The organism is Stenotrophomonas sp. STEN083 (genome assembly GCF_056759195.1).
Genome location: NZ_JBRRCU010000017.1, coordinates 1 through 13,047, shown reverse-complemented (window position 1 = coordinate 13,047; position 13,047 = coordinate 1). Strand labels below are relative to the sequence as shown.

Genomic DNA, 13,047 nt, shown 5'->3' with positions numbered 1-13,047 from the left:
AGACTCACTGCGCCTTGCGCTCGAACTTGACTGGTTGCGGCAGTTCGACCGGTACGCCCTGCGCGTCGCAGGTACCCAGAGCACACAGGCGCTCACGCAGGCGCGGGGTGGACTGCACGATCAGGTGGTAGATGGTGTTCTGTTCCATCGTGCCACGCACTGCCTTGCTGCCCGGGCCACGCGCCCAGATCCCGACATCCTCACCGCCGTGCGATTCGCTCTTGGACGGCACCAGCGCTTCCTGCATGTAGTCCGGATGCTCGGTGTCGACGTGGGTCAGGTCGGGGCGGCCGTTGGCGGCATCGAAGCTGCTCGGCGAATGCGGGAAGCGCTTCGGGCCGGCCGGCTGCTGGTTGCTGGCACCGGTGTAGCCCGGGCCATTGGCGTAGCTCAGGGTGGTGTAGGGCATGCCCATGCCGTCGCGGGCCAGGTCCAGTGCGCCCATGCCGTCTTCACCGCCCTTGTCCTTGACCTTGCCGAGGATGGCGTTGCCGCGTGCCGGGTAACCGACGAAGTTCAAGGTGTGCGAGTGGTCGGCGGTGACGATGATCAAGGTGTCTTCGGCCGAGGTGGCGTCCACCGCAGCCTTGACCGCATCGGACATGGCGATGGTGTCGCCCAATGCACGGGCCGCATTACCGCTGTGGTTGGCGTGGTCGATGCGGGCGCCTTCGACCATCAGCACGAAGCCTTCCTGGTGCTTGGACAGATTGGCGATGGCGGCGCGGGTCAGTTCGGCCAGCGAGGGTTCACCGGCGCGGTCCTTGGGGCGGTCCTGCTCGTACTGCATGTGGTCCGGCTCGAACAGGCCGAGCAGGGCCGGTGCGTTGGCGGCAGCCTTGAGCTGGTCGGCGTTCCAGACGTAGGCTCCCTGCGGGTGCTTGGCCTGCCATTCGGCGACCAGGTTGCGGCCGTCCAGGCGCAGGCCGACCTTGTCGGCGTACTCCGGATCCTGCTCGTTGATGGTGGTGAACTGGCCGCGACCGCCGCCCAGTGCGACCAGCGGGCCCTGGCCGTAGCGCGAGGTGGAGATCAGCTGTTGGGCGATGTCCACGCAGCCGGCGGCCTTGGCCGCTTCCGGCAGATCGGTGTCGTTCTCCCAGTTGCGCTCGGGTGAGTGCGCGTAGGTTGCTGCCGGGGTGGCGTGGGTCAGGCGCGCGGTGGAGACGATGCCGGTCGCCATGCCGGCGCTGTCGGCCAGTTGCAGCCAGGTCAGCAGGCCCTTGGGCAGGCTGTCGGCGCAGTTGTTGCGGCTGCCGGCGCTGACACCGATGGCGCCCATGTGGCTCTTCACGCCGGTGGTGATAGCAGTCATGGTGCCGGCCGAATCGGGGGTCTGCGAGTCGGTGTTATAGGTCTTGCTGAACGCGGTACCAGGGAAGCGCTCCCAAGACAGCAGGTTCTCTTCACCCGGCTGGCCCCGGCGCTGCCCTTCAAGGATGCGCGCGGCGGCCACGGTGGTCAGGCTCATGCCGTCGCCCAGGAACAGGATGACGTTCTTGGCCTTGCCGGCCATGGCGCCGTTACCGGCAGCGCGGGCGGCACCGTCGCGGTACCACCACTGCGGGGTTTCACCGTCCGGACGGGTGATCTGGGGGACGTCAACGCGGACTGCGTTGGCCGGGCCGGACTGCGGGGCGGTGCTGGCGCAGGCGCCAAGCAGCAGGGTGGACAGGGCGGCGGACAGGAAACTGGCTTTGTGCATCGTGGTTGTTACCGCTGGATGAATACAGGCTGCCATTATGGTCAAGCGTGGAAGGCATGCATATGACACGCAGCTTTTCTGTGTGGGCATCGTGCTGGCTGAGGCCTTGCGCTATCGTGGGAACCTTCGATTTGTTCTCCGGATTGACGATATGAATGTGGTTTCTGCCTGGCTGCGGATCCCCTTCTGGCAGCGGGTGGTCGGCGGCTTCGTGCTGGGCGCGCTGGCTGGTTGGGCGCTGGGACCGGCGGCCGAGACCTTCTTTGGCCCGCTGGGCGAGCTCTACGTCACCTTGATCAAGATGATCGCGGTGCCACTGGTGTTCTTCGCGGTGATCAATGCGATCGGCTCGCTGCACGGGCAGAAGTCGGTGGCCGCGCTCAGCGGCCGCACCTTCCTGTGGTTCGTCATCACCGCCGCATTCGCGGTCGGCATCGGTCTGCTGGTCGGGACGGTGATGCAGCCTGGTACCGGTGGCCTGAAGCTGGCGGTGGATACGGCCTACACCCCGCGTGACGTGCCTTCCATCGCCAAGGTGCTGATGGATGTGGTGCCCTCCAATGTGTTCTACGCGCTGGCCGGCATCGGTACCAAGGCCAATGCGGCTGGCGAACAGGTGTTGGCCGCCGGGCGCGGCTCGATCCTGCCTGTGATTTTCTTTGCGGGCCTGCTTGGTTTTGCGATGGTCAAGTTGGGCGAGAAGGTCAACGAGGCGCGCAAGCTGGTCGGGCAGATGAGCGAGATCATGATCCAGGTGACCCGTTTCGTGCTGGAGATGACGCCGCTGGGTACCTTCGGCCTGATCGCCGGGCTGGTCGGCAGCTATGGTTTCGAGAAGCTGCTGCCGCTGGGTAATTTCGTGCTGGCGCTGTATGTGGCTTGCGCGTTGCACATCGTCATCGTCTATAGCGGCTTGTTGCTTGCGCATGGCTTGAATCCGTGGAAGTTCTTCCGTGGTGCGGCGCCAGGCATGCAGGTGGCGTTCGTGGCTTCGTCGAGTTTCGCGGCGATGCCGGTAGCGATGCGTTCGATCAGCGACAACCTCGGCGTCAACAAGGATTACGCATCGTTCGCGGTGCCGCTGGGTGCCAGCATCAAGATGGACGGCTGCGGTGCGATCTACCCGGCCTTGTGTGCGGTGTTCATTGCCCAATACACCGGCGTGCCACTGACCCCGGAGCAATACGTGATCGTGCTGATCGCATCGGTGCTGGGCAGTTTCGGTACGGCCGGCGTGCCCGGTACCGCGGTGGTGATGGCCACGGTGGTGCTGAGCGCGGCCAACCTGCCGCTGGAGGCGATTGGTTACCTGTATGCCATCGACCGCATCCTGGACATGATGCGCACCATGACCAATGTCACCGGGCAGATGGTGGTGCCGGTGATCGTGGCCAAGGAAACCGGCCTGCTCGACCAGCAGGTCTACGACGCTGCGGGCACACCCGCGATGGGCGCCGGTGCGAGTGGACGGCATCTGGACTAGCGGGCTTGCTGCTGCAGGGGCAGGGAAAGGTCGGCGTCGCCGCATAGCCGTTTGGCGACGTATCTGAGTCACAAAAAAGCCGATGCCCGGTCCCTGGCATCGGTTTTTTTGTGGGAGCGTCGTAAGCCGCGAAACCCGCTGTCCACCGGATAGCAGGGATAACCCAGCAGCGCCGGCCGCTACGAGCAGAGCAGGCAATGCCAAGCCAAGCCATGCTGTGCAGAGGCCTTGTTGGCCTTTTGATGCCTGTTGGTTGTTGCTTGTAGCAGGTGTAACAACTGTCTGTAACAACACTGATACAGCTGGGTGAAAGCCAAGCAGCGCGTGCCTTTCGCGGCTTCATCGGAGCTTGCATACGCCGGCTTTGATATCCGCATGGCTGTGACATGGATACACTCTCAGGTGCTTGGATGTATCTATAACTAATTGTTTTTACTTGAAATAGTTGCTTGGCACGGATGCTGCTCTATCACTCGCGTTGGTACGAGTGGACGACGCAATGGACAGCTGGACCCTACATCGTTATGCCGCCCTGATCGGATTGCTGCTGATCGCGACTGCCGCCAGTGAGGCCGCAATGGCTTCGGGTGCACGTCAGGGCGTAAAGGCACAGCCGGGCGAGATCGTTCTGCTGCGTGATGTATCCACTCGGCCAGCCTATCGTATGGCACCGCCGGGCATGGCCTTGATTGCTGATCCCTCACCGCGCAAGGAGCTGAGCTCCGCCTTGGGTGTCGGTGGCATGAGTGAGCTCAGTGATGACGACTATGCGGAAATGGGCTCGGGCATGGCTGGCAGCCAACTGGCCGGGCATGGCCAGACCACAGTCGAGCGGGTAACCACCGGCATGGTTGGCGGCACCTTGGGGCGCGTTGTCGGTGATGACGGCATGTTGTCCGGAGGCCAATTGTCACGTGCCATTGGTGGTCCGATGGGGGCTGTGGGTGGTGCGACGCGCGGGATTGGCGACCAGGTCCGTGGCGCCTTGGCACAGTTCCCGCTTGGCCAGCCGGCCGGGGCGGGTGGCAAGTGAACACTTCTTTCGTACGCAGCGCTGCTGCCTTGCTTGTAGTGGCGGCTTCCGTAACGGACTACGCACACGCGCAATCGCGCACCGACAGCTACAACGGGATGTTGTCCTATCTCTCCGCCGATACGCGGATTGATGGTGGGGCCTTGGCCGGCGCCAACGGTTCGATCAAGGTCAACCAGGCTGCAGGCGACCTCAACCTGCAGGCCAACCTGCACAGCATGGCCAATGGCGAACAGGCATCGGCCAGTGTGCGCAGCCTGCAGCAGCGCCAGTCCAATCTTTTCAATTCGCCGATGCAGGCCACGGCCACCATCGGCGGCAATGCGTTGGCTGGTGCCGGTGGTATTGCATCAATCAATCAGGCCAGTGGCGGTGGCAATGCGGAGTTGAACTCCGTCACCGCGACACTGGCCGCACAGGGCATACGCGAGGCAAGTGATGAGGCCATGACTTCATCCGAAGTGCTCGCGTCGGCAGGGGGGCAGCCCACCGTCACCGACCCTCGCGCAACCCGCAGGGTTGGCGTGGAGGCATCCGCGCTGCGCGGATTTGACGGCGTACTGCAACTCAATCAGATCGCGGGATCAGGCAATGCAACGGAGAACAGATTCAGCATCTCCGTGCAGGGCACCCCGTGAGCACAGCTCCATCCACCCGATGCATCAGAAAATCTGAAGAGGGCACCATGAAAGCGATCAAATGGAATGTACTCGCCATGGCGGTTTCCGCGCTGACCCTCAGCGCGGCAGCCAATGCGGCGGATGATCAGAACGCGACCGCGAACATCAATCACCAGCACGCAGTGACTGAGACGCGGACCAATACCAACACCAACACCAACATCAATACCAATGTCGATACCGACATCGATCTGAAGTTGGATGCCGCAGCCCGTCTGCGCTACAACGAAACACACAACATCACTGACACGCGGAATAACACCGAGACCACCAGCACTTGGTCCAGCGATGTAACCGAGAACGTGCAGAAGACCTCGAACATCTCGGCCGACGAGCGCAAGGAAAAGAACAACCACGGCGTTGATGTGAACCTCGAGAAGGACATCCGACTGAGCTCGGACGTGAACTTCTCCGGTGATCCGACCATTACCGGCAACATCGATCTGGATTCGGCTGCGATTGCCCTCATTGACAACCGTCAGTCGGTCTCCAACAACCAAGCTCGCAATGGCTTGCTGGACAACACTGCATCGATCGCCGACGACGTGGGTTCTGAGGCATCGGGCAACCTGGGCTTCAACGTGGCTGCCGGCGACAACAACACGCAGGACAATGCTGCGGCACTGTCCGCTGCCGATGCGTCCTTCAGCTTTGGCATGGCTGACGCCGAAGTGTTCGTGAACCAGGCTGGCATGAACAACATGACCTGGAACCACGGCGTGACCAATGCGGCAGGTATCGGCGACAACGCCTTCTCCGGTGCATCGGGCAACATCGGCGTGAATGTGACCTCGGGTAACAACAACGAGCAGAAGAACGCTCTGGCTGCCTCGGTCGCTACTGCCGCCTATGCCACTTCGACCATCAGTTCGAACCAGAGTTCGAGCGGTAACAAGGTCGAGAACAATGGCTACTACGATCGCATGGTCAGCACCATCAACGTAAGCCTGGGCGGCAAGGTTACAGGTACCACCAAGGGCAGCGGCACCGGCGAGTACGCTGGCACCGGCAACTCCTACCAGAAGACCAACTTCTATCCGGACAACTGGAATGGTGACTCGCATCCAGCTGGCGGCCAGACCGGTCATTCTGATTGGGACATCGATACGCAAGGTGCCGTCAGGAACCCGAACAAGCCGGGCGTTGGTGGCATGGCGTGGGATACCGATGAGAAGGGCAACATCAAGTTCAGCGAGATGGGAACTGCTGACCTGACGGCCAGCCTCAGCGGCCAGGTAACCACGGTTGACTGGGTGGCGGTCAATGCGACCAATACCGCCAGTCTGTCGGGCTCCGCGTTCTCCAACGCGTCCGGCAACATCGGCGTGAACGTGTCCTCGGGCACCGGCAACCTGCAGGCCAACAGCCTTGCGCTGGCGGTTGCACAGCCGTCAACCGGTGGCGGTGGCGGTGGCGTTGACGAGCCGTAACCGGATGCGTCGTCCCTGTGGATGACGCGCTGGCTTTGCGTAACAAGCCCGGCCATCCGCCAATGGCCGGGTTCCGGGAGCCCCCATTCCCCTCCCCCGGGAGGGGGCTCCCACCTTCCGGCGCTCTGGAGGTACTACGCTCATGTTTGCTCGCTCGCTGCTGTTGGCTTGTGCGTTGAGCTTGTCGCCGGGCCTGCTGCACGCAGGCGAGGTGGCATTCAGCAGTGTGTTGCCCAATGGTGCGTTGTACAGCGGCAAGATCGAGAGCATGAAGGAGCGGCGCTTCCGTAACCTGGTGCGGCAGCAGACCGACTACAGCTGCGGTGCCGCGGCGTTGGCGACAATCCTCAAGCATGCATACCACCTCAACACCGATGAGGCGACGGTGATCGAGGGCATGATGGGTGTGGCCGACCCGGAGTTGGTAAAACAACGCGGTTTTTCGTTGCTGGATATCAAGCGTTACGTGGAATCCCTGGGCATGCGTGGTCGCGGTTATCGGATTGATGAAGAGCGGCTGATGAACCTGCGCGTCCCCAGCCTGGTACTGATGGATGTACGTGGCTTCCGCCACTTCGTCGTGCTCAAGCAGATACGTGATGGCATGGCCGAGGTCGCTGATCCGATTCTCGGCAACCGTGTGGTGCCGTTGCCGGAGTTTCTCGAAGCCTGGCCTTCGCGCGCGGTATTCGTGGTCATAGGCAGTGACTTCGACCGCAATACGGTGCTGCTGCAACCCAGTGAGAGGCCAAGTGCGCGCGCGCTGTATGCGCGCCAAGGGGCCAACCCAATTACCGATGCGGAGCTGGTCGATTTTGGCTTCAGCCATGCCGACCTGTTCTGAAGGAGTGTTGAGATGAGCGCAATCAAGTTCGCCCTGCTGGCTTTGGCGCTGAGTGTCGCGCTGCCGGCGCTTGGCGCGGAAACACCACAGAAGCCAGGCAAAGGCCTGCACGAAATACCCGACCCCGAACTCAATCTGATGCGTGGCCGCTATACCGTCGGTGGCAATGCGGTGGCGTGGTTCGGGGTAACCATGATTTCGACCTGGCAAACCGCAACTGGCCAGAGCCTGCAGGGCGCCATGACGCTTGGCATGGACTTCAGCAAAGGTGGCAACGTGCCGAAGGTGACGTTCACGCCCATCGTCAGTATCACTGACGCCAACGCGCCGTTGCCCGATGCCAGCGGTCGCAGTATCGATGGCAGTGGTTTGAACAACGTAGCTGGTGTAAGCCAGAGCGTGCAGATTGCCGGTGACGGTAACCGCGCCAGCAATGTCATGCATCTGAATGTACGCAGCGATGGCATCGTGCCGGGCAGTAGCAGCGGGGTAGCGGGCAATGCGACGGCACAGTCGGGTGACGCGAGCGCGGTAGCCATCTTTGACGGCAATGCGGCACGTTTGCAGCTGACCATCCAGGGGCAGGGCGCGGTGCAACAGTGGCTACGCAGTGGCAGTGTTGGTCAGAGCATCCAGTTGACCAGCGATGGCCAGTTGGTCAGCAACCGGCTGCAGATTGATCTGGTAAGGGAATCGATGGCAGGGAACCTGCCGTTGGCCCAGAACGTGGCACAGGCCATCACGCTCAATCGGGGGATTGGCGGGATAGGCGGGCAGTGAGCACGTGCCTGACGCGTGCATTGGTGAGTTCAACGTAGAGGGACGAGACAATGAAACGACTGGCGATGGCGGCGCTGGTGAGTCTGACTGTTGCTTCACCACAGGTGATGGCGCAGGAGGCGACAACCGGCAGTAAGGATGCAGAGGACGTACGCGCATTGGTGGCGCAGCTGGAGGCGCTCAAAGCCAGCTACGCCCAGGAAGTACGGCGTCTGCGCGAGCTGGACATGCAGGTGCAGGCAATCCAGGCACGGGTCAGTGGCAAGACAGCGCAGGTATTGCCGACCCCACAGCAGCCTGCAGGAGAGACTGCGGCTGCTCCAGTTGCGGCGACAGCGCCCGCAGCGACAGCGCCGGCCGGTGAAGGCTATGCAAGCAGTGCGGCTGAAGCGCAGCAGGCCAAGGAAGCGGCGCGACGCAGTGTGGATGATGTGAAGCAACAGCAATCGGCACTGTTCAATCAAAAGCTGACGCTGGAGAACAGCATCACCTATGCACGTTACGACCGCAAACAACTGACCCTCAACGGCTTCCTGGCGTTGGACGCGATCTTTCTTGGCAACATTGCCATCGAGAACGTGGAGTCGGATTCGCTCACCTACAACTTTGCAGCGCGCTGGGGTCTCAATCCGCGCCTGACTCTGAATCTGGATGTGCCCTACATCGCCCGCAAGACGATTTACCAGAAGGGTGGTGCAGGCGGTTCGGCGGCCGCCATCGCGCAGGAAGAAACCCATGGCACGGGCATTGGTGATGTCACCGTAAGTGCCAATTACAAACTGTTTGGTGAGCGTGGCTGGCGCCCGGAAACCGTACTGACCGGCGGTGTTACCGCGCCGACTGGGCGGGAGCCCTATGGCCTGGATTGGAAGGTGATCGAACGCGACGATGATGACTTCATTCGTTTCGCGGTACCGTCCAAGCAGCCAACCGGCAATGGTCTTTGGCAGGCGAACATCGGCCTGTCGGCGGTGAAGAGCGCGGACCCGGCAATCCTGTTTGGCAATATTGGTTATGTGCGCTCGTTCAAGCGCAGCTTCGACGACATCGATGCCAATCCGGACACGGTCAATCCCGGCGAGGTGAATCTGGGTAATTCGTTTTACTTCGGTGCCGGCGTGGCGTTTGCGTTCAACGAGCGGACAAGTCTGAGCATTTCCTTCAGCGATCGCATGAGCGCACGTGCCAGCACCCGTTACAAGAACGGCAAGTGGATGAAGGTGATCGGCAGCGACGGCAATGCGGGCACACTCAATCTCGGGGTGACCTATGCGCTGACATCCAAGGCGACCTTTGTCAGCATGCTGGGCATTGGCTTGACTCCGGATGCGCCGGATTTCACCTTGGCATTCAAGGTGCCTTACATGCTGTGAGGGTGTTCGCAGGATGAACGTGGAAGAAGGCAGGGGCGCTGCGTTCGGTCGATCAACGCAGCGCTTCCAGCTCCAGGTGGTGCTTGCGGCACATTCGATAGATGGTGACCCGCGAGACCTTCATCAATCGCGCGCAGGCGCTGATGTTGTATTGGCTTTGTTGCAGGCAGGACAGCAGGGTTTCGCGTTCGGCATGACCGCGCGCCTGGCTGAGTTGGGCACCATTGGCGGGCTGATTGAGCTCCAGATCGGCGCAGCTGATCAACTCGCCTTCGGCGGTGATGGCCGCACGCTGTACCCGGTTGAGCAGCTCGCGCACATTGCCGGGCCATGGAAAACGCTCCATCGCTTGACGAGCTTCAGTCGTGTAGCCACGTGCGCGGGTGGGGTGGCGGGTGCGGAAATTGCGCAGAAACTGGCGGGAAAGCAGTTCGATGTCGCCATCGCGTTTGCGCAGCGGCGGCATCGCCAGACGCAGTACGTTGAGGCGGTAATAAAGATCGCGACGGAATCGGCCTTCTTCGACCGCGCGTTCCAGATCGACGTGGGTAGCGGCGAGGATGCGCACATCTACCGGTATGGGCTGATTGCTGCCGACCCGCTCGATGGTGCCTTCCTGCAGTACCCGCAACAGGCTGGTCTGTGCATCCAGTGGCAGGTCGCCGATTTCATCCAGGAATACGCTGCCGGTGTGTGCGGTTTCAAACAGGCCCTGGCGACGGCCGGTGGCACCGGTGAAAGCGCCACGTTCGTGCCCGAACAATTCCGACTGGATCAAGGTCGAAGGAATGGCGCCGCAGTTGATCGCCTGGAAAGGTTTGCCGTTGCGTGGCGATAGGCGATGCAATGCATGCGCGGCCACTTCCTTGCCGGTGCCGGTTTCGCCGGTGATCAGGACTGGCAGATCCACCGGCGCGTATTTGCGCAGGGTGGCGCGCATGACCAGCATCACCTCGCTCTCGCCGAGCAGGGTTTCCAGTACGTCTTCACTGGCCGCTCGCGGCACTTCATTGCTCAGGCCCTGCAGCCCGCGCAGCAGTTCTCTCAGATCCGGTGGGTGCGGGAACTGTTGGCGGCAGGCGGCAAGCAGGGGATGCCGCGGCAGGCTTTCGATGTCATCGGTGGCTGGGGTGATGGCAAACAGCGGCATATGGTGATGCTCGGCGGTCAGCTTGCCGATGCGCTCCAGCTCACTTTCCGAGCTGGTGCGGAAATCGATCAGGCCAACCACCGTGTCGCCGCCGCGCATGCCAATGTCTGCGGGCTGTTGGGGAAGTACCGTTCGCACCTGCCAGCCATCCGCAGCCAGCATTACTTTCTCTCTTGCCCCCGGATTTCCAAACCAGATCACACAACGTGTACTTGACACAGATGTCGCGGCCATGCCTGGTCACTCCTCCATTCGGCGTCACCATATACCTGTGTTTCGCGCATGCGCAATCGTATTTGGCACTTTGTTGCAGGCAGTGGAAGTGTCGTTCGTATTAACGTTTGTGCAGGACAAGTGATGTTGAAAGCACGGTCAATAAAAAAGCCGCAACCCGAAGGTTGCGGCTTGGCAGGTAGTTGCCGGCAGGGCGCTTAAAGCGCCATGCGGCGGGCCTGCATGAACTTGTCACCCCAGTAACCGGTGAGCAGGGTATCGGTACGGACGTCCTTGCCGGTGCTCGGGGCATGCAGGAAGCGACCTTCACCGACATAGATGCCGACGTGGTCGACACGGCCTTTGCGGCCAAAGAACACCAGGTCGCCGGCGGCCAGTGAGGCGCGGTCATTGATCAGTTCGGCATTGGCCTGGCTGGCCATTTCGCGCGATACGCGCGGCAGCTCGACACCCAGTGCGGTACGGAATACGTAGCCGACCAAGCCACTGCAATCAAAGCCGGCATCCGGCGAGGTGCCGCCCCAGCGGTACGGGGTGCCCAGCAGGGTCATGGCGCGGCGCAGGATGGACTGCACCTTGCCGTCGGAGTCATTGGCCAGTGCTGCCTCGGTGGCAGCAGAGACGCCCTTGGAGGCATCGTAGGCGGAAATCAGGCGGCTGAGATCGCCGGCAAACATCGCCGAACGGTCCATCAGTGGAATGGTGTCGCTGGCGGCCAGATGCGGCAGCAGCGCGGCCAGTGTGGCGGTGGCAGCGCTGTCAGCCTTGCTGCGCGGTGCTTCGGTCTTGGCCGCGGCCGGCTTGGCTGCCGGGGCGGTATCAGCGCTCTGGGCGAGGGCGGGCAGGCTGGCCAGAGCCAGGGCCGCGGCGCAGATCAGGCGGCGGAGGGTGAGCGGAACAATCTTGGGCTGGCTCGGATGGGACGTGTTGTCAGTCGTCACGCGGCAGTCACTTGAAAAAGTCGATGGGCGATCATGCCTTGTGAAACGTGTGGATAGGTACAAATTTCGTTAAATAATCGTTATTTTTCGCGAGGAATGTCTCGTTTTACCGTAATACCCGCTTCGCGCCGGTGTAATGATCGCGCCAGTAGGCCCCATCAAGGTGGTCCAGGCGAACGGTTCCGCCGGTGCTGGGAGCGTGCACAAAACGCCCTTCCCCGACGTAAATGCCCACATGCCAGACATTTCCTTTGTCGCCAAAAAAGACCAGGTCGCCTGCGGTCAGACGGTCGGGGGCGATCTTCGGGCCCTGGATGGCAGCCAATTCGCGCGAGGTGCGTGGCAGGTTCAGTGCCAGCATGTCCCGGTATACATAGGTGACCAGTCCACTGCAGTCGAAGCCCGACTCCGGTGTATTTCCACCATAGCGATACGGGGTGCCCACCAGCCCCAAGGCCCGCATCAGCACCGAGGCTGCTGCTGCAGGGTCGGCCGGCGCGACCGGCGAATAGTTGCGTGCCGGATCGGGTGCGGAGGCACGCTTCGGCGGGCTGTGCCCGCAGGCGGTCAGCAGCGCGGCGGTCAGGAGCGTGGCCGGCAGGCGCCACGAGCGGAAGCGGAAAACTGGCGTGATGTGCATGGAGCCCGGATAATGCGCCACCTAAGAAGGCCGTCATCATGGCGGCGTCCCCGGCGGCCGACAAGCCGTCCCAACGTCTGCCAGCGGGCAGCCATTTATCAGAGTTGCGCATGAAGATCGAAAAAGACCGCGTCGTCCGTTTCCACTACACCGTCTCCGAAGTCGGCCAGGAGCCGATCGAAAGCTCCAAGGACCGTGATCCGTTGGCCATCCTGATTGGTCACGGCAACATCATCCCGGGTCTGGAAGCAGCGATGATGGACAAGGAAGCCGGCGAGAGCTTCGGCGTCGACGTCAAGTCGACCGACGCCTATGGCGAGCGCCGCGAGGGCATGACCCAGCGCGTGCCGAAGAAGCACTTCGGCAAGACCCCGCTGATCCCGGGCACCCAGGTGATCCTGCAGACCAACTTCGGCCCGCGTGCGGTCACCGTGGAGAAGGTCGGCATGACCGTGGTCGACGTTGACCTGAACCACCCGATGGCCGGCAAGGACCTGCATTTCGACGTGGAAATCATCGAAGTGCGTGAAGCCAGCGAAGAAGAAGTGCAGCACGGCCACGTGCATGGCGACGGCGGTCACCAGCACTAAGCGGTTGCCGCAAGGCAATGCAGCACCGGAACGGCCCGCGAAAGCGGGCCGTTCTGCGTTGATTCCCATGTAGTGCCGAGCCATGCTCGGGAGAGGGTTTACCGGTAGCGCCCTGCCGAGCGTGGATCGGCACTACATTGTTCCGGCGTGCTCTATTCGCGCAC

General features: G+C 62.1%; 11 protein-coding genes and 1 pseudogene. 8 read left to right on the top strand and 4 right to left on the bottom strand.

Annotation, left to right across the window (positions count from 1 at the left end; translation table 11 throughout):
* Positions 1 to 4 precede the first annotated feature (4 nt).
* On the bottom strand, positions 5 to 1,705 hold the full coding sequence (locus ACVOK8_RS07500; RefSeq protein WP_481566283.1) for an alkaline phosphatase: 1,701 nt from the start codon (positions 1,703 to 1,705) through the stop codon (positions 5 to 7).
* Between the two features lie 151 nt (positions 1,706 to 1,856).
* On the opposite strand from ACVOK8_RS07500, the gene ACVOK8_RS07495 reads away from it, so the two are divergent.
* From ACVOK8_RS07495 to ACVOK8_RS07465, 7 genes are all read left to right on the top strand, one after another.
* Positions 1,857 to 3,188 (top strand): dicarboxylate/amino acid:cation symporter, encoded by a 1,332-nt coding sequence (locus ACVOK8_RS07495; protein WP_481566282.1) that lies wholly within the window; start codon positions 1,857 to 1,859, stop codon positions 3,186 to 3,188.
* 499 nt (positions 3,189 to 3,687) lie between these two features.
* Complete coding sequence (locus tag ACVOK8_RS07490) at positions 3,688 to 4,221, top strand: hypothetical protein (RefSeq protein WP_481566281.1); 534 nt, start codon at positions 3,688 to 3,690, stop codon at positions 4,219 to 4,221.
* A gap of 29 nt (positions 4,222 to 4,250) precedes the next feature.
* Positions 4,251 to 4,859 (top strand): hypothetical protein, encoded by a 609-nt coding sequence (locus tag ACVOK8_RS07485; protein WP_481566322.1) that lies wholly within the window; start codon positions 4,251 to 4,253, stop codon positions 4,857 to 4,859.
* Between the two features lie 47 nt (positions 4,860 to 4,906).
* On the top strand, positions 4,907 to 6,331 hold the full coding sequence (locus ACVOK8_RS07480) for an adhesin (protein WP_481566280.1): 1,425 nt from the start codon (positions 4,907 to 4,909) through the stop codon (positions 6,329 to 6,331).
* 142 nt (positions 6,332 to 6,473) lie between these two features.
* Positions 6,474 to 7,175, top strand: a complete 702-nt coding sequence (locus ACVOK8_RS07475) for a C39 family peptidase (RefSeq protein ID WP_481517687.1) — start codon at positions 6,474 to 6,476, stop codon at positions 7,173 to 7,175.
* A 12-nt stretch (positions 7,176 to 7,187) separates the two neighbouring features.
* On the top strand, positions 7,188 to 7,955 hold the full coding sequence (locus tag ACVOK8_RS07470) for a hypothetical protein (RefSeq protein WP_481566279.1): 768 nt from the start codon (positions 7,188 to 7,190) through the stop codon (positions 7,953 to 7,955).
* Between the two features lie 50 nt (positions 7,956 to 8,005).
* On the top strand, positions 8,006 to 9,328 hold the full coding sequence (locus tag ACVOK8_RS07465) for a transporter (RefSeq protein ID WP_481566278.1): 1,323 nt from the start codon (positions 8,006 to 8,008) through the stop codon (positions 9,326 to 9,328).
* A gap of 52 nt (positions 9,329 to 9,380) precedes the next feature.
* On the opposite strand, the gene ACVOK8_RS07460 is transcribed toward ACVOK8_RS07465, so the two are convergent.
* From ACVOK8_RS07460 to ACVOK8_RS07450, 3 genes and pseudogenes are all read right to left on the bottom strand, one after another.
* Complete coding sequence (locus ACVOK8_RS07460; RefSeq protein ID WP_481566277.1) at positions 9,381 to 10,712, bottom strand: sigma-54 interaction domain-containing protein; 1,332 nt, start codon at positions 10,710 to 10,712, stop codon at positions 9,381 to 9,383.
* A gap of 197 nt (positions 10,713 to 10,909) precedes the next feature.
* Positions 10,910 to 11,653, bottom strand: a complete 744-nt coding sequence (locus ACVOK8_RS07455; RefSeq protein WP_481517691.1) for a C40 family peptidase — start codon at positions 11,651 to 11,653, stop codon at positions 10,910 to 10,912.
* A 106-nt stretch (positions 11,654 to 11,759) separates the two neighbouring features.
* Positions 11,760 to 12,357: pseudogene (locus tag ACVOK8_RS07450) on the bottom strand (C40 family peptidase).
* A gap of 46 nt (positions 12,358 to 12,403) precedes the next feature.
* Between ACVOK8_RS07450 and ACVOK8_RS07445 the strand changes: the two are divergent.
* Entirely contained in the window at positions 12,404 to 12,883 is a 480-nt protein-coding gene (locus ACVOK8_RS07445; protein ID WP_481530891.1) for an FKBP-type peptidyl-prolyl cis-trans isomerase, read from the top strand.
* Positions 12,884 to 13,047 lie beyond the last annotated feature (164 nt).